19 protein-coding genes are annotated in these 19119 nt (G+C 41.8%); 13 read left to right on the forward strand and 6 right to left on the reverse strand.

Features of this window, described 5'->3' with window-relative positions; translation table 11 throughout:
- Positions 1–191 precede the first annotated feature (191 nt).
- The 3 genes from AC3WTJ_RS33355 (at position 192) to AC3WTJ_RS33365 (ending at position 3771) form a co-directional block, all read left to right on the forward strand.
- The gene (locus AC3WTJ_RS33355) at positions 192–794 is read left to right on the forward strand and encodes a hypothetical protein (protein ID WP_492525551.1); all 603 of its coding nucleotides are present in this window, start codon (positions 192–194) and stop codon (positions 792–794) included.
- Between the two features lie 159 nt (positions 795–953).
- Positions 954–1355: a cupredoxin domain-containing protein gene (locus AC3WTJ_RS33360; RefSeq protein ID WP_157323897.1), complete on the forward strand. Its 402-nt coding sequence runs from the start codon at positions 954–956 to the stop codon at positions 1353–1355.
- A 202-nt stretch (positions 1356–1557) separates the two neighbouring features.
- On the forward strand, positions 1558–3771 hold the full coding sequence (locus tag AC3WTJ_RS33365; RefSeq protein ID WP_492525553.1) for a heavy metal translocating P-type ATPase: 2214 nt from the start codon (positions 1558–1560) through the stop codon (positions 3769–3771).
- A 106-nt stretch (positions 3772–3877) separates the two neighbouring features.
- On the opposite strand, the gene AC3WTJ_RS33370 is transcribed toward AC3WTJ_RS33365, so the two are convergent.
- Complete coding sequence (locus AC3WTJ_RS33370) at positions 3878–4849, reverse strand: YpdA family putative bacillithiol disulfide reductase (RefSeq protein ID WP_492525555.1); 972 nt, start codon at positions 4847–4849, stop codon at positions 3878–3880.
- 294 nt (positions 4850–5143) lie between these two features.
- Between AC3WTJ_RS33370 and AC3WTJ_RS33375 the strand changes: the two genes are divergently transcribed.
- Positions 5144–7711: a heavy metal translocating P-type ATPase gene (locus AC3WTJ_RS33375; protein WP_492525557.1), complete on the forward strand. Its 2568-nt coding sequence runs from the start codon at positions 5144–5146 to the stop codon at positions 7709–7711.
- Positions 7712–7841: 130 nt separating this feature from the next.
- Here the strand turns inward: AC3WTJ_RS33375 and AC3WTJ_RS33380 are convergent, their stop codons facing one another.
- Entirely contained in the window at positions 7842–8000 is a 159-nt protein-coding gene (locus AC3WTJ_RS33380; protein WP_492525559.1) for a YjzC family protein, read from the reverse strand.
- A 43-nt stretch (positions 8001–8043) separates the two neighbouring features.
- Positions 8044–8583 (reverse strand): cation:proton antiporter, encoded by a 540-nt coding sequence (locus tag AC3WTJ_RS33385; protein ID WP_492525871.1) that lies wholly within the window; start codon positions 8581–8583, stop codon positions 8044–8046.
- A gap of 220 nt (positions 8584–8803) precedes the next feature.
- Here AC3WTJ_RS33385 and AC3WTJ_RS33390 point away from each other — a divergent pair, with 220 nt between their 5' ends.
- The 5 genes from AC3WTJ_RS33390 (at position 8804) to AC3WTJ_RS33410 (ending at position 13168) form a co-directional block, all read left to right on the forward strand.
- Entirely contained in the window at positions 8804–9532 is a 729-nt protein-coding gene (locus AC3WTJ_RS33390; protein WP_492525561.1) for an SDR family oxidoreductase, read from the forward strand.
- A 32-nt stretch (positions 9533–9564) separates the two neighbouring features.
- Entirely contained in the window at positions 9565–9945 is a 381-nt protein-coding gene (locus tag AC3WTJ_RS33395) for a MerR family transcriptional regulator (protein WP_492525563.1), read from the forward strand.
- 381 nt (positions 9946–10326) lie between these two features.
- On the forward strand, positions 10327–10911 hold the full coding sequence (locus tag AC3WTJ_RS33400; protein WP_492525565.1) for a TetR/AcrR family transcriptional regulator: 585 nt from the start codon (positions 10327–10329) through the stop codon (positions 10909–10911).
- Positions 10912–11008: 97 nt separating this feature from the next.
- Positions 11009–12439: an MFS transporter gene (locus AC3WTJ_RS33405; RefSeq protein ID WP_492525567.1), complete on the forward strand. Its 1431-nt coding sequence runs from the start codon at positions 11009–11011 to the stop codon at positions 12437–12439.
- Between the two features lie 165 nt (positions 12440–12604).
- Entirely contained in the window at positions 12605–13168 is a 564-nt protein-coding gene (locus AC3WTJ_RS33410; protein WP_492525569.1) for an LOG family protein, read from the forward strand.
- Positions 13169–13526: 358 nt separating this feature from the next.
- On the opposite strand, the gene cydS is transcribed toward AC3WTJ_RS33410, so the two are convergent.
- The 3 genes from cydS to AC3WTJ_RS33425 are packed head-to-tail and all read right to left on the reverse strand — an operon-like array spanning position 13527 to position 16007.
- Positions 13527–13628 (reverse strand): cytochrome bd oxidase small subunit CydS family protein, encoded by a 102-nt coding sequence (cydS, locus tag AC3WTJ_RS33415; RefSeq protein WP_492525571.1) that lies wholly within the window; start codon positions 13626–13628, stop codon positions 13527–13529.
- Positions 13629–13632: 4 nt separating this feature from the next.
- The gene (locus tag AC3WTJ_RS33420; RefSeq protein WP_492525573.1) at positions 13633–14661 is read right to left on the reverse strand and encodes a cytochrome d ubiquinol oxidase subunit II; all 1029 of its coding nucleotides are present in this window, start codon (positions 14659–14661) and stop codon (positions 13633–13635) included.
- Positions 14658–16007 (reverse strand): cytochrome ubiquinol oxidase subunit I, encoded by a 1350-nt coding sequence (locus tag AC3WTJ_RS33425; protein ID WP_492525575.1) that lies wholly within the window; start codon positions 16005–16007, stop codon positions 14658–14660. The genes AC3WTJ_RS33420 and AC3WTJ_RS33425 overlap by 4 nt, the downstream gene beginning before the upstream one ends.
- Before the next feature lie 429 nt (positions 16008–16436).
- Here AC3WTJ_RS33425 and AC3WTJ_RS33430 point away from each other — a divergent pair, with 429 nt between their 5' ends.
- The 4 genes from AC3WTJ_RS33430 to AC3WTJ_RS33445 all read left to right on the forward strand — a co-directional run bounded on the left by AC3WTJ_RS33430 (position 16437) and on the right by AC3WTJ_RS33445 (position 18913).
- Complete coding sequence (locus tag AC3WTJ_RS33430; RefSeq protein ID WP_492525577.1) at positions 16437–17150, forward strand: cytochrome c biogenesis CcdA family protein; 714 nt, start codon at positions 16437–16439, stop codon at positions 17148–17150.
- Positions 17151–17192: 42 nt separating this feature from the next.
- Positions 17193–17711 carry a redoxin domain-containing protein gene (locus tag AC3WTJ_RS33435; protein ID WP_492525579.1) on the forward strand — a complete coding sequence of 173 codons (519 nt, stop codon included), beginning with the start codon at positions 17193–17195 and terminating at the stop codon, positions 17709–17711.
- Between the two features lie 66 nt (positions 17712–17777).
- Positions 17778–18491, forward strand: coding sequence for a DsbA family protein (locus AC3WTJ_RS33440; RefSeq protein WP_492525581.1), 714 nt, complete (start codon positions 17778–17780; stop codon positions 18489–18491).
- Positions 18488–18913, forward strand: a complete 426-nt coding sequence (locus tag AC3WTJ_RS33445; protein ID WP_492525583.1) for a disulfide oxidoreductase — start codon at positions 18488–18490, stop codon at positions 18911–18913. The genes AC3WTJ_RS33440 and AC3WTJ_RS33445 overlap by 4 nt, the downstream gene beginning before the upstream one ends.
- Positions 18914–19119: the final 206 nt, after the last annotated feature.

Consider the following 19119-nt stretch of genomic DNA (forward strand, 5'->3'; position numbering starts at 1 on the left):
AGCGATAAATCCAAACTTATGGAAAACATTTTTAGTTGCATCTATAGCCCTTATGAGTCATTTCAAACTTTCAGCTTTCAAGTATACTTTAGACAGTTAATCTGAGCTGGACTGAAGGGAGGGTCATGATCCATGTGTTGAAATGGTAATTGGAGCGCAAGCTAAACTGCAAAAAGTAGAGGTGAAGACGGTTGAGAAGATTAGCTCAAGGGATTTATGTGAAAATATGCGGTTTATTCCTGATCATAAGTGCATGTTCACGCAGTTTACCAGCAGCCGCGCATGAACACGGGGACTCAGTGACAGAGATCCAAATGGGGCCTTCTACTTTAACGGTGAATACAAGTATTGCTTCTCTTATTTTCGTCCTGCTTGTAGTTGTCGTTCTCATTCTTCACTTACGCACTAAGAAAACTGTTTTAACTAAAATGACAGGCATGATGGCGGCTATGGCGATTGCTATGGTATCCAGTCTGGCAGTCGGCACAATAGCTGGAATTGTTTTGGAGAAATTATTCCTATCAACTGTTATTGGAGTCACCTTTGGCATGAGTGTTGGTTATTTATCCGGAAGCTTCTTGCATCTGCTTGCCTCTTTGGACGGCATGTTAGCAGGTTTGATGGGAGGCATGATGGGGGCAATGCTGGGTGTTATGGTGATTTCGGATTATCCGACACTTTCCATCGTTTTCATGGATGTTGTCTTAGCGGTTTCGATGTTGCTGCTGTATAAGCTGTTAGATGCCGAAGAAAATCTTCCTGTGGATACTTCCGTTTCTCAGTTAGAGGCGTAACTGTAGAGGTAAGTTCATTGGATTGAAACTAAATTTTCATCAATCATTCATATTATTAGCACAAAGGACACAATCTAATGACATGTTCAGGTGTATAATCAACCTTGCCGGATTTACTGGCTAGGTTGATTTTTTTATGATTCGAAAGGGGGGACTGGCTTGAAAAGTCGTTTAACGAAATTCTCAAGATTTGGTCTTATTTCGGGAGTTCTTATGATTTGTCTTTTTATTTTTGCTTTATTTTATTTTCAGCAACCGGAGTCATCAGCCGAGGAGCCCACGGTTACGCAACAAGGCGGATATCAAGTTGTTACGATAAATGTGAAAGATGACGGTTTTTATCCTAACAATATCGAGGTTCAGGCAGGTGTGCCGACAAAGCTAAATTTCAAAAAACAAAGCCGCTTGACTTGTATCAAGAGTGTAGCATCTCCTGAATTAGGCATGGATGTCTATTTGGAAAAAGGGGATAATTTCTTTACATTAAAAGATTTAAAACCCGGAACCTATAAGTTTCACTGCGGTATGTATATGTACTATGGGACAATAACGGTGAAATAATGGAACAGTTGAAATCCCCATCTATAAATGGCGAATAAAAGATCATTTCAACCTTTTTAGGGATGAAATGATCTTTTTCTTTGTCCATTCTGTGATAATTAACCGTACTTGATATGAAAAGTTTCAGAGAGTCTAGCATGATTTTGGATCACACCCCATATAGTTGCAAGTAAGCGAGCAATTGATATCGGAGGTGCAGAGCTTGAACGAACAAATAACGTATCAGAAAATAAACCTGCAAATAGAGGGCATGACATGTGCAGCCTGCTCTGCGCGAATTGAGAAAGTGATCGGCAAAATGGCAGGCGTTCATGAAATTGCAGTGAATTTACCAATGGGAAGTGCAGCATTAGTGCTGGATGCAGGCACAGAGTTGAAAGGGGAAATTATTGAACGTATTGAGAAACTGGGATACTCGGCTAGAAGCTTTGAAGAAGCGGGTGATTCTCAGCAAGCGATAGTTGGACTGGGAGCAAAACTAGTGATTTCGGCGTTATTCACACTTCCTCTTCTGTGGGCAATGGTTCGTCATTATACCATGACATCGAGCCTATGGATTCCTGATCTATTTTTGGAACCATGGTTCCAGTGGCTGCTTGCTACGCCGGTTCAATTTGCAATAGGTGCTCCATTTTATTATAACGCGTGGAAGGCCATAAAAAATAAAAGTGCGAATATGGATGTTCTTATCGTTCTTAGTACGACTTGCGCTTACTTGTATAGCCATTACATGACGATACATATGCTTCGTTCGGGAGGAGCTGACCCGCATGCCGTCTATTTTGAGACAAGCGCCATGATTATTACCGCTGTTCTCCTTGGTAAGTGGCTGGAAGCTTCGGCGAAAGAAAGAAGTATGAAGACTATTCATCGACTGCGCCGCTTAAGCCCGCAAACTGTCACAATCATCAGAAATGAGATGCAGTCCGAAGTCATATCGATAAAAGACGTCAAAATTGGGGATATGCTCCTCATCCTGCCAGGTGAAATTGTTCCTGCGGATGGACGAGTTATTCGCGGCCGGTCAGCTGTTGATGAAGCATTCATTACGGGGGAATCCGTACCTGTAGAGAAACGTCAATACGATCGCCTGATAGGCGGATCTGTGATTAGAGATGAAGCCATTACGATGCAAGTAACTGCTCTTGGGTCTCAAACTGCGCTCGGTAAGATGATTCATTTGATGGAGGAAGCCCAAGGCTCGAAGGCTGAGATCGGACGTTATGTAGATCGAATTGCCGCTGTGTTCGTTCCTGCTGTTTTGGTGCTTGCCTTGCTGACATTGTGTATTTGGTCTCTATGGCTTACTCCGGGGGATCTCAAAGGAGCGCTATTCAAAGCGATAGCTGTGCTTGTCATTGCGTGCCCTTGCGCCTTAGGATTGGCGACGCCAACTTCGATACTGGTCGGCACAAGCCGTGCTCTGGAATCGGGCATTTTATTTAAAGAAGGCAAGTATGTGGAACAATTGCAGCAGATCGATATCATTTTAATGGATAAAACAGGAACGCTTACCCATGGAACACCCCGTGTGACAGACGTCATCACGGATCCGGGCCAGGAGCATCGCCTGCTTCGCATGCTTGCTGCTGCTGAGAATGGCATCGAACATCCTTATGCGAAAGCAATTATGAAGGAAGCCGTTCGGCGCGGACTTCAGGTTAAAGAGACAACCTCCTCACAAGCAATAACAGGCCTGGGTGTGAAGGCGCGAGTAGATGAACATGAGATTCTAGTCGGTTCCAGAGCTTTTATGAATCAGGCTGAGATTTCCATCCAAAGGTTTGCATATGTAACAGAACAGTTAGAGAGGGAAGGCAAGACGATGTTATTTGCAGCTGTGGACGGTGTGCCTGCAGGTGTAATCGCACTCATGGATACATTAAAAGCATCTACACCTCAGGCTTTAAGAAGGTTGAAAAAAATGGGAATCATTGTGGCTATGGTAACCGGCGATCACCGTAAAACAGCTAAAGCGATAGCTGAAAGAGCTGGCATAACAACGGTCTATTCGGAAATGCTGCCACAGGATAAGGTTCATTTGGTCAGAACACTGCAGCAAAAAGGGAAACGTGTTGCTATGGTCGGGGATGGCGTGAATGATGCCCCTGCTTTAGCAGCTGCGGATATTGGTATTGCTGTAGGTACCGGTTCAGAGATCGCGAAGGACGCAGCGGATGTCAATTTGCTTCATAGCGATTTGGGAGGCGTTGCGGATGCTGTGGTGATGAGTCGTAAGACCATGCGCAATATTCGTCAAAACTTAATTTTTGCATTAATGTACAATATCTTGGCTATACCGCTTGCGTTCATGGGGCTGTTGACACCATGGATCGCTGGAACAGCTATGGCGCTAAGTTCTGTATCTGTCGTTACAAATGCGAGCAGACTGCAGAAAGCATCATGGCGTGATTAAATATCATTTTTTGATGGGCAAGAATTCACACCTAAGGAAAAATAGGAGTACAAAAAAAATCCTCGACCTATTGCTTATTAGGTAGAGGATTTCGAAATTATCATGATTATGAATGAAGCGTAGCAAGCGTTTTCGCAATATTGAGGCCATGAAGCCGTCCATCATCGATAAATACTTTATTCGTAATTCCGCCAGTCACCACACCAGCGACATAGACGTTCGGTATATTGGTCTCAAACGTATCCATGTCAAACTTAGGAACCAGCGTTGCAGGATCAAGTTCTATTCCTAATTGCTGTAGCAGGGCAACATCAGGACGATACCCGATTAAAGAGAAAACAAAATCGTTGGGAACCTTGATCAGATCGGTTCCCTGTGTCACATGAACAAATGATTGGTCAATAGCGGTCACCGATGCCTCCGGATAGAAGCGGATCCGGTCTTTCTCAATCAGGTTTCGGATGTCGAGCAGGAGTGTCGGTTTAATGCCTTGATAAACGGACGTTCCCCGATGAACCAGTGTTACCTCCGCACCATTTCTATAGAGGTCGATTGCGGCCTCAATCGCCGAATTCTTCCCCCCCGCGACAAGAACAGATCTTCCTGCATAAGAGTGACCTTCTGTATAATAATGTTTTACTTTTGGAAGTTGTTCGCCTGCAACTTCCAACAGTCTCGGTTGATCGTAAATACCTGTTGCAAATACAAGTTGGCGTGCTTCATAAACGCTCTCTTGGCCATGATGATTACGGCAATAAACGCGAAAGTGATCGAAGTAACGTTCTACTTGCGTAACATGATGATAGGTTAAAATGTTCAATTGCTGTCTCAATACAACAGAGCGATAATACCGCATCACTTCCAGCCGAGAAGGGCGTTCCTCCTCAGACAGAAAAGGAATATCTGCAATTTCAAGCCTATCGCTAGTGCTGTAGAAACGCATATTTACGGGAAAAGAAAGGATCGAATTGACAATAGCGCCTTTCTCGAGAATCAAATAATTCATGCCTTGCTTTTGCAAAGCGGCTCCTACGGAAAGTCCGCAAGGACCGCCTCCGATTATGATGACATCGATCATGAATTTTTCACCCCATTTATTGTTCACGTGTGCAGTAACACGATTTTATAAAATAGTAACACAATTAGCGAGGGAAATGAAGTTTGTTTTTAAATTAACTGGTTATCGCAATACGTGTTGATTTCTAAGGCGCTTTTATATTGAAAAGGGATTCCTTTCAACGGAACCCTTTTTTTAGTAAAGTCATTTCGTTGGGTTATTGACGATTGACATAATAAGGAGATCGACATAATATAAAGTTAATACATGAACATGTAATCATATATTAATGGATATTAAGGAGTATGATCTCTAATGTCTTCTAATTCATCTTGTTGCAACAACGGAGGTAATAAAAAGGACCTGCATCAAAATCAGGGACGCGAGGGTGCGCAAAATCAGGATAAAAAGCATGTCCATGATCACACACACGATCACACACATGACCATGTTCATGATCACACACATGACCATACCCATGATCATCACCATGACCACGATCACCACCATGGTGATTCATGCTGTGGTAGCTCATTAGGTGAAGCGGTGAATCGAACAATTACACTTGAAGGCATGCATTGTGCGGATTGTGCAGTGAAGCTGGAGAGATCCGTATCTCGCTTAGATGGAGTAAATCAGGTTTCTGTTAACTTTGCTACTGCCAAGATGAGTCTTGCTTACACAGAACCGATAGTTAATTTTGAAATTATTAAGAAACAGATTAATAATTTAGGATATGGTATTCAACAACAATCATCTGAGAATCAAGTTTCCGTCTTTCGAATAGATGGGATGGATTGTGCAGACTGCGCGCGAAAACTTGAGAAGAGAGTCGGCTCGCTTTCAGCTGTGAACCAGGTAACAGTAAACTATGGGGCTGCTAAGATGACTGTTGAACATAATGGAACGGCCGATCAAAGCATTCTACAAACGGTAAAGCAGGCGGGGTATACGGCCACATTAGATTCAGGGAGTCTAACTCGACCAACTGCCGAAGCAAGCTTCTGGAGACGGAATAATAAAGTTCTTCCTACGTTTTTATCAGGGCTATTATTTGCATTAGCATGGGTTCTAACATTTGGTGATCTCGTAAATCAGGTCTTCTCAACGGTATTATATGCCGTTGCTATTGTTGTTGGTGGATTTCGGATTGCCAGAACAGGATTTTATGGTTTGAAGTCCCGTACAATTGGGATGGATCTACTCATGACTGTCGCAGCTGTGGGTGCTGCACTTATCGGGCAATGGGAGGAAGGTGCAGCGGTTGTATTTTTATTCTCATTGGGTGAAACATTAGAAGCTTACACGATGGATCGGACTAGGAAATCAATCCGTGGGCTGATGGATCTCTCTCCGAAAGAAGCCTTAGTTCGTAGAGATGGCCGCGAGTCTATGATTGCCATTGAAGATATTCAAATTGGTGATACCGTTATCATCAAACCTGGTGAGAAAATAGCGATGGACGGCGTCATTATCAAAGGTCATTCAACGATAAACCAAGCCCCGATCACTGGGGAGTCGATTCCTGTTGAGAAATCAAGAGGCGATGAAGTATTTGCAGGGACAATTAACCAACAGGGTGCACTAGAGGTTGAAGTAACGAAACTGTCTAAAGATAATACCTTATCTCGCATTATTAGTATGGTTGAAGATGCCCAAGCGCAAAAAGCTCCTTCTCAACGTTTTGTTGATGTTTTTTCTAAATATTATACGCCTGCCGTGCTAATTATTGCTGTGGGCATAGCCATTATTCCTCCTGTATTCTTTGGTCAGCCTTTTCAAACGTGGATTTATCGCGCACTCATGATGTTGGTCGTGTCCTGTCCGTGTGCATTGGTGATTTCAACACCGGTTTCAATCGTGTCTGCAATAGGAAACGCGGCGAGAAATGGCATTCTTATTAAAGGCGGGGCACATCTAGAAAGATTAGGTGCAGTTTCCGTTGTTGCCTTTGATAAAACAGGGACATTAACCGCAGGGATGCCACAAGTAACGGTAGTCATCGCTTTGAATGGACAAAAAGAGGAAGAAGTCTTATCTATTGCAGCAGGAATTGAGTCTTCGTCGGAGCACCCTGTTGCAGAGGCAATTGTTCGGTTCGCAGAACAAAAGGGTATTCGGATGAAGGAAATTTCATCGTTTAGTTCTGTCACTGGTCAAGGTGTTAAAGCTACAATTCAAGGTGTGGAATATTTCATCGGCAGTCCAAAATGGTTTATTCACGACTTGAATGTTTCCCTTGAAGAGATAAAGGCAAGAATTCAAGAATTAGAGCAACAAGGGCAAACGGTTATGCTCATGGGTACCAGTGAGCAAGTACTTGCAATTTTTGCTGTAGCGGACGAGGTTCGGGCAAATAGTAAATCTACACTTGAACAGTTAAAACGTATAGGAATTAAGAAGACAGTCATGTTGACAGGAGACAATCGAGGAACAGCTCATGCTGTAGCCGCTAAGCTCGGGGATATCGAGTATTACGCTGAGTTGCTTCCACAAAATAAGGTTGCTTCTATGAAAAAATTAATGGCGGAATATGGTCATGTTGCCATGATTGGTGACGGAGTGAACGACGCTCCGGCCTTAGCCACAGCTACTGTTGGTATTGCGATGGGGGCAGCAGGTACAGATACTGCCTTAGAAACGGCAGACGTAGCTTTAATGGCAGATGATCTATCCAAGCTGCCTTATGCCATAAGTTTAAGTCGGAGAGCATTGAAAATTATAAAACAGAACATTGCTTTCTCTTTGTTAGTAAAAGTTGTGTTTCTTGTCATGATTTTTATGGGAACATCAACTCTTTGGATGGCTGTTTTAGCGGATACAGGAAGTTCACTCATTGTAATCGCGAATGGAATGAGACTGCTTCGAAAAAAATCAGATTGACCTTGAAGTACTATAAAAGCATATCAATAAAAAAATTGTTCGAGGCATATAATTGCTTTGAACATTTTTTTATTTAGAAAAAAGAAACGCCTAGCTCATAAGCCGGCGTCTCCACCAAAAGTTTACCTATTCATGCTTCATGCTTCCAAGTGGTTGCTTTTCCTGTCTTAGGACAAGTAGGGAAAGTATCACCTGCCTGAAGAACAACGTGTCCTCCATCACCATCAATATAATGTCCAGTTTCCGTTACCTTTTCACCCGTCTTGTGGCGATGATTTGGGTTTGCCATACGGCGTCACACTCCTTAGTTTATTGTGACACATAAGTAGAAATCATGTATTCACGAAAAGTAATATTCCCTTATCATTAATAAGATGAACCTTCCAATTTTGTCCATAACTAAGAAGTGCTAATAAGTCCATGAATAAGCTTAATACAGGCAATAGAAGCTCCTGGTTATTGCGAGCTTCTTGTTGCAGCATAATCTCTGAAATAAAATTTAAGCGTCGGTAGAGCATCAAAGTGGTTAAGATAACTGTAATAATAGAAGTAAAGTATTCATTGGGAAGTAAATTTGCTTGCAAGCCCGCTGATGCAATGATTAGAGCGACTTCGCCACGTGAGATCATTCCTGATCCAACTGCGAGAGCGGAATGATTATTCATTCCGGTTAATCTAGCTCCTAAGGCTCCTCCAATTAATTTAGTAAGAACCGCTATGATGCTTAATACAATAATAAAACCTATCTGATTGCCTATGCCTTTAAACGATACATTTAATCCAATGCTGACAAAGAATACAGGTACAAATAAAGAATAAGCTATAGGTTCAATTTTTGATTCAACAGTATGCTTAAATGAAGTTTGGGAAATATGAAGGGTCGTTCAAAGGGGGCGCGATAGTACAATAAGCAGGGAGCAGTTCGCCGTGGCCGGCAGCAGCTCCTTTTTCATTAAGCTAAAGGGCAGGCTTTTTTTTGTATTTACCGCTTGACTTGGTGTTAACACCAAGTTGTAACATGAGCGATGTAATGTTCAAAAGCGTAATGATGCATGTCATTCCGCTCAAAAAGAGAAGGATAGGTGAGAAGAAATGACCGTACAAATGAAGAAGGTAGCTTTAATTACGGGAGGCAACAGAGGGCTTGGATTTGAAACGGCCCGCCAATTGGGGAATCTAGGGTATACGGTTCTGCTAGGAGCAAGAAACCAGGAAAACGGGGTAGAGGCAGCAGCAAAATTGCAAGCCCAAGAAATTGATGCACACTGTATCGAATTGGATTTGACCGATCAAGCGACTATTGATGCAGCAGCTCGGATAATCACAACAACGTATGGAAAACTGGATGTGTTGATTAATAACGCAGGAATTGGTGTTATGCATAAATTTGCGGATCTGAGCGTATCGGATTTAAAGAGATCATTTGATACGAACTTTTTTGGGGCATTCGCGATCAGCAAAGCTATGCTCCCCCTCATCGAAAACTCGGATGCCCCGCGGATTGTCAATATTTCCAGCTCCATAGGATCAATAACGCTGCATAGCGACCCGGCTAGTGGCATATATCCTTTTAAGGCGTTGGCCTATAGCAGTTCCAAAACTGCACTGAATCAGCTTACCACACATCTTGCTTTTACCTTGAAGCATACGCCTGCTAAAGTAAATTCTGTTTGCCCTGGTTTTGTAGCTACTGATTTCAATAACGGATACGGCGATCTGACACCGGAACAAGGTTCCCGAATCATTGTCCAATATGCTACACTTGCACAAGATGGACCCACAGGGGGCTTCTTCAACGAGCAAGGTGTTATTCCATGGTGACTTAATTTCATAAAAGATAGGAAGGTCTTAGGATGAGCAGCGGCGCCGCTTTTTCAATCAAGGAAATTTCAATGATGACCGGACTGACAGAGGATGCACTCCGTTATTACGAGAAGATCGGACTGCTTCCCCGGGCAAAAAGAAGAGAAAATGGCCGACGAATGTATCACAATGAAGACATGCAGCTAATGGAGCTTATTATTTGTTTGAAGAAGATAGGTGTTCCCCTTAAAGATATTAAAGAGTTTGCAGCACTCTCCTACAAGGAAGACATCCTGTCTGCACCTGAAGTGTATGATAAGGTTCAAGCATACAGAAGAAAGCTCCAGGACCAAATCAATCACTTGCAGAAAATTTTGGGTGTACTGGATTACAAAATTGCGAATAAGAAAAGCCTGCTGAAGGATTCATAAATTTAGATTCAGTATTTGAATGCAAGGACAGAACACTGTGGAGCGACTACCGGTGTTCTGTATTTTTTTATGGGAACCCGTATCCACCATGTTCTTTACAACAATTTCTATTAATTATTGACTGTTCAGTCTAGAAATGCTAAGATGAATTCGTCAAGCGAGGGGAGTGAAGGAAAATGAGGAATTAGGCTATTTTTTTATGATAATTTCGGACTGAATGGTCAAAATATGAAGGAATTATCCAACCTACATTATCGTCGTTCGAACGAAGGTAGGACTTTCTGAAATCTAACGCGATTTGCTGAATAAGGACATGACTCCAATTCTTGACCGAACGATCTGTTAAGGGTAGTATGGGGATGAGGAAAGGAGGGATTCTACGTGGCACGAAGCAAAGAATTCGACATGAACCTGGTTCTGCATAAAGCGATGGAAGTGTTCGGTCATTATGGGTATGAGGGAACGTCGCTTCCCATATTGCTCGAAGGGCTGGGCATCGCACGGCAGAGTTTATATGATACGTACGGCACGAAGAAGGATCTCTTCATCAAGGCCGTTAAGCATTACGTAAACGAGAAATCATCCGCCGTTGTTGATCATTTGGCGAATTCGGAGTCCGTCAAGGAAGCGATTCATGAGATCTTCCGTGAGATCGTCTTCGTTCTTCAAGATGAGGATCGGCGCAAGGAGTGCTTCATTCTTTCCAGCGCCATCGATCAAGTCCCCCACGAGCCGGAGATTGCCGCCTTGTTTGAGGAGGACCGTATCCGACTGGAGCGCGCCTTCTATGAAGCGTTGATTCGAGCTAAGCAACGGCAGGAACTGAACACCGATAAAGACCTACAAATGTTGGCCAGGTATCTGTACCATTCGCGGTATGCCTTAACGCAAGTGGCCAAGTTAACGAACGATCCCAAAGTGCTGGAAGAAGTCACGACAGTTACACTGTCGATGCTGGAAGCCTGATGAGAGAGCTTTGCTCTCCTTTCTGCTGCATTTATTAGATCGATTAGTCCGGAATGGAATTTTTAGACCATTTAGTCAAAAAAGGAGCATGTACAAAATGAATAGAGGCCGTTTCAAAGGTTTGGCGCTTCTCGTGCTAGCCATCTCCCAATTAATTATGGCTCTGGATTATACGATTATTTTCGTGGCAATGCCTTCCCTGGGTGAGGGACTGGGCTTCTCCGCCAACCATCTGCAATGGGTCGTTAGCGCGTATTCCCTGGCATTCGGAGGGTTTCTGCTGATCGGGGGCAGGCTCTCGGACATAATGGGCAGAAGGAGAATGTTCATGATTGCCATGTTCCTATTCGGGCTGAGCTCTTTGCTTGGCGGGCTGTCCGAATCGCAGATAATGCTTATCATAGCCAGAGGCCTGCAAGGTCTCGGGGGAGCCCTGCTATCCCCGGCAACATTGTCGCTGATCATGTCTAACTTCGAAGAAGGTGCTGAACGGAATAAGGCCATGAGTATCTGGGCTGCCATGGGCGGAGTCGGTATGTCGCTAGGGTTGCTGCTCGGCGGTGTACTCACTAGCTTTATAGGTTGGGAAGCGACGTTCTTCGTTAATGTTCCCATTGCGCTATTCACTCTTTTGTTAGCACCTGTTGTCCTCAATGAAAGCACGGCACTGAGCGGCCGCAAGCACTTCGACATCGCAGGGACGATCTCGGTTACCGCTGGCATGCTTCTTGTCGTCTACTATCTGATTCAATCTCCTATCTCAGGTTGGCTTAGCTCAAACACCTTGCCTTTCGTTCTGATTGGAGCCGTACTTCTCGTATCCTTCGTCGTCATTGAGAAGCGTTCCAAGGGTCCGCTGATTAACTTTCGCATGTTCCGAAATCGCAACCTAACCGGTGCCGCACTCGTCGCCTTTCTTTTCTCAGCATCGTTCGGTACGCTTTACTACTTCTTAACCCTATATACCCAGAATGTTCTGCATTTTTCAGCGATTCAGTCTGGACTTACATTCCTACCGTTGACCCTAAGTGCGTTTCTGGGAGTAAAACTCATCACTCCCATGCTGGCCAAAGTAGGAGTCGCCGGGACAATTGCATCAGGGATGGCACTTGGAGGTGTAGGCTTCCTGTTGCTGACCCAGTTATCGGCTACGGGCAATGCCTTAGGAGTAATTCCAGGGACGATTATCATCGGACTCGGGCAAGCTCTCGTCTTCACGACAATGTTCATCGCCGGAAGTACAGGGGTCGATCCTAGCGAACAAGGGGTATCCTCCGCGGTTATCAACACCGGTCAGCAGATTGGAGGAGCTATTGGACTCGCGGTCATCATAGCTATTATCTCAGCTACCCTCGGTTCTAACGCAACAATGGAGACGATGAGTACTGCCGCCCTTAACTCGTCCATCCATACCGCGTTTATCATTTCAGCTGTGGTTACACTGATCGGTATCATAGTTGCGTTCGCTGCCTTAAAACGAGTAAGCGGGGATTCATCTAAAGAAGGGAAGGTTATCGCAACTCACTAAGGTACAGCAGCCAAGTTACATTGTTTAAAGGTAAGTGAGCAGACCGCCGTGCCGGTAGCTGCTCACTTTTAATGGTTCAATCTTCAAACTAAGCCTATCTTGAAGAGAGACAAACTTTGAGATAGTCTATTAAAAGAAAGTGTAGAGAGGATAGTGGACGAAGATATGAAATCAATAGCTGTATACTGTGGATCAGGCACAGGAAATGACCCTATTTATATGAATGAGGCAAAGAAGTTAGGGAAAGTCTTAGTAGCTCATGGATTGGATCTTGTCTACGGAGGAGCAACAGTCGGATGTATGGGGGCTGTTGCCGATGCGGTCATGGAGTCTGGTGGTAAGGTCATCGGAGTAATACCCAAAAAATTGGCTAATGTGGAAATCGCTCACGAACATCTAACAGAACTTCATATTGTTGATACTATGCATGAAAGAAAAGCTTTAATGGCAGAGCGTGCTGATGGATTTATCGCACTCCCCGGTGGGACGGGCACGTTAGAAGAATGGTTTGAAGTATTTACATGGGCTCAACTAGGATATCACAATAAACCATGTGCCTTACTAAATATCAATCAATACTACACGCCGATGTTATCGCTTTTTGATCATATGATTGAACAAGGGTTTGTAAAAGAGCCGTATAAAAATTTAATTTTAATTGACGATGATTCAACAAACTTAATCGAAAAGCTAAAGAACTATAAAGCGGAATATATACATAAATGGTAGCTTCTTCTGCTATAGAAGAACATTAGCTCAACAAATAGATGTGGAAGGAGTTAACCATGTCACAACAACGTATTATGATTTCTACCATAACCATATTCTATAGTAATCAAACTTACACCTTAGATAATTTATAATGAAAATACTAATCAGAGATAGAACTCAACTAAAGAAGAACGTTAGTTCAATAAAGTCAGCGGCAATCCAAGACTTTATTTTTCAGTCTTGGTCCACCGCTGTCCCATTTTTATAGTTAGCTAACACTTATTTTTCGAAGTCTGGCTATATTCGATATAATAAATCGTGTTAAGTAAAAATTCCTCATTTTTCCAATGGGAAACTACAGTTGTTAATGACAATTTCATTCAATTACATCACTGCTTCTCGTAACCCAAAAAAGTATAAATACGAGAGAAAACAGTACAATAACCGGCGCAGCGTACTGAATTAGAAAGTTTTCCATCAGTTTAATTTCCTTTCTTTATTAATTTGCCTTGTACATAATCGGCATCGAATAGAAATAAGCGCATGAGTAAAAAGAGTGATGGGACTAGAATTACGATTCCAGCGATAAAGGCGATAACAAGCGCAGTCCCCATTGTTTGATTTGTGAAATTTTCATGGATGGTAATGTAGGGAAATAAAATATACGGTAAATGGGCTTTACCATAACCAAAAAAGGCAAAAGCAAATTGCAGCAGCACAAATATGAATGAAGTACCCAAATTCCTTTGCTTCCAAAGGAGAAAGACTGCAATCAAGAAGCATAGAAACGATGTCCCAAACATCCAGCCATGGGAAAGCATGTTGCTGAAATGCTCCGGGTTTTGTTGATTGATCGTGAAAAAAACAAGAAAACTTGCAAGAATCGTTGGCCCACTCCAAAAGAGGGCGTACCCACGTAAGATTTTAAATGCGGGCTTGTCTTCTGCTCTGTATGCATAATACGAAAGAAACATGGAAGAAATGTAAAGAACACTGACCAACGACAGTAAAATGACGGACCAGGTATAGGGACTGCCGAGCAGCCTTTGCCAGTTAAGGAGGATCAATCCATTATGCTCACTAATGATTCCACCTTCTGAAATGGTAAGTACCGTAGAGAGGGTTGCAGGGATGAGCAAGCCAGTTGCTCCATAGATGAGCATATACCATTTATTATCCTTCGAACCGTAGTTGCTGAAGGCATAGTAGGCTCCTCGAATGGCAAGCAATATGATGGCTATACTGCCTGGAACGAGAAGCGCGGTACCATAATAACGTGCTGTTTCCGGGAAGAATCCAACCATTCCAATGTAGAAGAAGACTAAAAAGACATTCGTTACTTCCCAGACAGGAGAAAGATAGCGCTCAATAATTTTATGGATGATATGCTGTTTCATTGTAATTACAGAATAATAACTGAAGAAACCTGCACCGAAGTCAATGGATGCTACGATTAAATACCCGTATAAAAAAATCCATAAAACCGTAATTCCTATTACTTCAAGACTCATTTCTTTGTCCTCCCCCCGAAAATGCCAAGAGCCATTAATTCGTCTGCGACATCGCTTTTTCTAAAGAGTTTAGATAACACTTTGACCGCGGTGAGTGCTAGTACGATATAAAGGAAACAAAAAAGCACGAGCATCATATCCACGTTTTGAGAGGTAGTAGCCGCATCTGCAACCTTTAGATACCCACGTAAAATCCATGGTTGACGCCCAACTTCAGCGTAAAACCATCCGCATTGAATACCAAGCATGGAAAGGGGCCCGCAAGCTACTATAATCGCTAATAGCCATTTAGGATAAGGTTTAACGGATCTTTTTCTTGCGTACCACAAATGAAAAATAGCAACAACAATCACGAACACACCTATACCTACCATAGCATCGAAAAAGTAATGAACGTATAGAGGAGGACGAAGATCAGGGGGGATCTCATTAAGCCCTTTTACTTCAGAACTAGGAGTACCTCCAGCTAAAATGCTGAGTGCGTATGGAATTTTCAAAGCATATTTAATTTCATTACCATCAGTTAGAATACCACCCAGAATGAGCGGCGCGTTGGCCGTGGTTTCGAAATGCCACTCCGCTGCTGCAAGTTTTTCTGGCTGATTTTGAGCTAGAAACTTTGCGGATAAATCACCAATAAGTGCTGTAGTCACAGCAAATACAAGACCGGCGGTGACAGTCAATTTTAATGCCTTTTTAGCATATAAGATGTCATCTTTTTTCTTAAGAAGAGAGTAGGCTGCAATAGCTGCCAATATAAATGCGCTTGTCATATAAGCAGAGGAGAGCACATGCGCTACTTTGGTTGGCATAGAAGGGTTAAACATAGCTAATATCGGTTGAACATTCGTAATTAAGCCGTCTTTTAGTGAGAATCCTTGAGGCGTATTCATAAATGCATTGACAGTAGTTATAAAAAAAGCTGAAGCGGAGGAGCCGATGACAACAGGCACGAGTAGAAGGAGATGATGCATTGGTTTTAATCGTTCCCATGTATATAAGTAAATACCTAGGAATATAGCTTCAATGAAAAACGCAAAGGTTTCTAGGAATAATGGAAGCGCAATGGCCTGTCCGGCAATTTGCATAAAGGTAGGCCACAATAAACTGAGTTGAAGGCCAATGGCTGTACCGGTAACCACGCCAATAGCAACGGTGATAACGAAACCCCTGGCCCATCTTCGTGCTAATAATGTGTAGTAGGGGTCTTTGCGTTTAATGCCAGCGAGTTCAGCCAACAGGATCATGACGGGAACACCAACGCCGATTGTAGCGAAAATGATATGAAACGCCAATGTAGTCTCTGTTAGTAGACGGCTATAAAACACGGAATCGTAGGTAGGCATGTGAAATCATCTCCTTTTCGTTAATCTAGGTTAAAAAAGTTTGCGAATAAATGAAACCAACATGACAAAAGCAACGCTGAACATGAGGTACATTAATCGCTTTTCATGTTTTCGAAATGGGACCAAGTTGTATCACCCTCTGGTAAATTTTATTTCGTTATGAAATTAGTGTACTCCATTGTATGTGATTATTTTCACATAATCTGTGAATACGAATTGAACAAAGTTTTACAACTTTACTAACGGGAAAATGAACATTATGAGAACAAATTGATATATTAAATGAACATATGATAATTTGTTAATATAAGAGGATTGATGAACGAGAGGTGATGTAGATGTCTCGCAATAAATGAAAGGTCCGTGAACGTAAATCCTGCTGAAAGTAACACGAAAAGATAGTTCTCACTTCAAGAAAGGGGAACCCATTTGAATTCTTTAGACTTAAGCTTGTGGTTAGCGTTTGGTGCGGGCTTATTATCATTCCTATCACCTTGTTGTCTCCCGTTGTACCCTACATATTTATCTTACATTACAGGAATATCAGTGAGAGATTTAACGATTGGTAGAGGTTTATTACAGAAAAGGGCGATCATTCATACACTCTTCTTTGTTATGGGTTTCTTCATCATCTTTTTTTCTTTGGGATTATCCGCCAGCCTTGTAGGTGACCTATTTTCTAATAATCGAAATTTAATTCAACAGCTTGGCGGTTTATTGGTTGTCGTTATGGGGTTTGTTATTCTTGGGGTATTTCAACCTCATTTTCTTATGAGAGAGAAACGTTTTAATTTTAAAGGACAACGAACAGGGTATATCGGTTCATTGTTGGTAGGTATTTCATTTGCTGCTGGATGGACTCCTTGTATAGGTCCCATTTTATCGGCTATTTTCACAGTAGGTGTCACAAGGCCTGACTATGCTGTATTTTATATTCTTTCCTTTATCCTTGGATTTGTTATTCCTTTTTTTATGATGGCTTTTTTTCTGGGTAAATTGAGTTGGATTTTAAAATACTCAGCTATACTGATGAAAATCGGTGGATTGATGGTGGTTATAACAGGTATTCTTCTTTATACAGATAAAATGTCAAGTATCACCATCTGGTTGATTCAACTATATGGCGGTTTTACCGGTTTTTAAACTTTCTCATAGATCAGAGTAGAGGCAGTGAAAGGAGTTTGAATGATAAATTCAAAGAAAACTATACAAGTTGTCGTTTTATCTGTGGTTTTATTGCTAGTAGCTGTTACTCTAGTCTTAAACATTATGAAAAAAGAGTCTCCTGTCAAAGTAGGATCCAAGGCTCCGAATTTTACATTAAAAGGGCTTGATGGACGAGACTATGTGTTATCTGATCTGAAAGGAAAGGCGGTTGTTTTAAACTTTTGGGGTACGTTTTGTCCACCATGTGTAAGAGAGATGCCTGCTTTACAAAAACAATATGCGTTGTGGAAGGACAAAAATGTTATCGTTCTTGGCGTGAATCTTAACGAGAGTAGGATAACTGTTCAAAGTTTTATCACAGAGCATCAAGTTACCTTTCCAATCTTATTAGATAAAGATATTTTAAGAAAAGAATATAAAGTAACGGCTTATCCCACAACCTTTTATATAGGGACTGACGGGAAGATTAGGGATATATTTGTTGGAGAAATGAAGGAAACGGATATCCTTAACAGGATTAATAAACTTCAGGAATAAAAGTTAAACAATGAAATTAACGACTACTACTTTTTATGAGTTACAAATCGATTGGAGGATGAATAAGTGTCAAAACCTAAAAAACAATATGCTGTACAACCCAAGAATAGCTTAAAACCTTTAGTATTAATCACTCTAGTCGTTATTGTGTTATTGGTCATATTATTTGTTATCACTCAAAAGAATTCAGAGAAAAATCAACAACCCCTCACTTTCCAAGAGCAAGTTTCCCTTGTTAATCAACCAACCGTAGGACAAGACAGTGCACCAATAACCCTTATTGAGTTTGGTGATTATAAATGTCCTTCCTGTAAAGCTTGGGGCGAAAGCGTGTACCCACAATTGAAGAAGGAGTATATAGATACAGGGAAGGTGAAGTTTGCTTATATAAACGTGTTATTTCATGGGGCTGAATCCCAAAAAGGAGCTATTGCTGGTGAGGCTGTATTTAACCAAAATCCAGATGCATTCTGGCCGTTTCACAAAGCTTTATTTGATGCACAACCGCAAGAGAATCATGATGGACTTTGGATAACAGATGAAAAGATGATTGAAATTGCTAAGAAGACTTCACCAGATATTGACTTGGTCAAATTGAAAGAGGATCTTCAAAATCAACAGACATTGTCTCAAGTTAAAGTTGATAGTGATCTTGTTGCGAAATATCAAATTAAACAAACACCTACCATCATGATAAACGGCGCGATCCTGGATGCTCCATTCGATATAAATAAGATGAAATCGATGTTAGACAAACAATTAAAGGCTAACAAGTTATGATTAAACACCCTAATCTGCAGAACTATTTGTTATATATCGCGTGGATTGTCTCTATTACAGCAACATTAGGTAGTCTCTATTTTAGTGAAATTCTCGAATACATTCCTTGTGAATTATGTTGGTATCAGAGGATTTTTATGTACCCGCTGAGTATTATTCTCGGGGTGGCAGCTTATAGTGGCGACAGTTCGTTGAAAAGAGTCGTGTTGCCTTTGTCGATCATTGGCGGCTGCATTTCTTATTATCACTATATGCTTCAAAAAGTGCATGGTTTTATGGAAATTAAACCTTGTACCCAGGGAGTTCCAGGCAATGTAGATTATATTAACTGGCTTGGTTTTATAACAATACCCTTCCTTGCACTTATTGCTTTTGTTATAATAACGGTTTGTATGATTTATGTACGTAAAATTGAGGAATAGAGGGTAATCAGTATTCTATTGTAATTTCACGCTCTAAAATACTATGATATATAGTATTTTAGAGGGACACGATTCTATCTAAAGAAGGGTTACGGTGCGAGAGTGAATAGTAAAGAGAAGAAATTTCTGGATACCTGGAATGCCAAGCGAACGATTGGAAGAAGAAAGTATGTTTTAATGTATGGCTTACTTGGTTTTGGCGTAGG

The sequence above is a fragment of the Paenibacillus sp. FW101-FHT12H11 genome, from assembly GCF_058790355.1.

Coding starts and splice junctions, on each gene's coding strand:
- AC3WTJ_RS33420 (WP_492525573.1), bottom strand. CDS start 14,661: ATGAGTCTTGAAGTAATAGGAATTACGGTTTTATGGATTTTTTTATAC.
- AC3WTJ_RS33435 (WP_492525579.1), top strand. CDS start 17,193: ATGATAAATTCAAAGAAAACTATACAAGTTGTCGTTTTATCTGTGGTT.
- AC3WTJ_RS33395 (WP_492525563.1), top strand. CDS start 9,565: ATGAGCAGCGGCGCCGCTTTTTCAATCAAGGAAATTTCAATGATGACC.
- cydS (WP_492525571.1), bottom strand. CDS start 13,628: ATGGAAAACTTTCTAATTCAGTACGCTGCGCCGGTTATTGTACTGTTT.
- AC3WTJ_RS33375 (WP_492525557.1), top strand. CDS start 5,144: ATGTCTTCTAATTCATCTTGTTGCAACAACGGAGGTAATAAAAAGGAC.
- AC3WTJ_RS33380 (WP_492525559.1), bottom strand. CDS start 8,000: ATGGCAAACCCAAATCATCGCCACAAGACGGGTGAAAAGGTAACGGAA.
- AC3WTJ_RS33370 (WP_492525555.1), bottom strand. CDS start 4,849: ATGATCGATGTCATCATAATCGGAGGCGGTCCTTGCGGACTTTCCGTA.
- AC3WTJ_RS33445 (WP_492525583.1), top strand. CDS start 18,488: ATGATTAAACACCCTAATCTGCAGAACTATTTGTTATATATCGCGTGG.
- AC3WTJ_RS33405 (WP_492525567.1), top strand. CDS start 11,009: ATGAATAGAGGCCGTTTCAAAGGTTTGGCGCTTCTCGTGCTAGCCATC.
- AC3WTJ_RS33410 (WP_492525569.1), top strand. CDS start 12,605: ATGAAATCAATAGCTGTATACTGTGGATCAGGCACAGGAAATGACCCT.
- AC3WTJ_RS33425 (WP_492525575.1), bottom strand. CDS start 16,007: ATGCCTACCTACGATTCCGTGTTTTATAGCCGTCTACTAACAGAGACT.
- AC3WTJ_RS33390 (WP_492525561.1), top strand. CDS start 8,804: ATGACCGTACAAATGAAGAAGGTAGCTTTAATTACGGGAGGCAACAGA.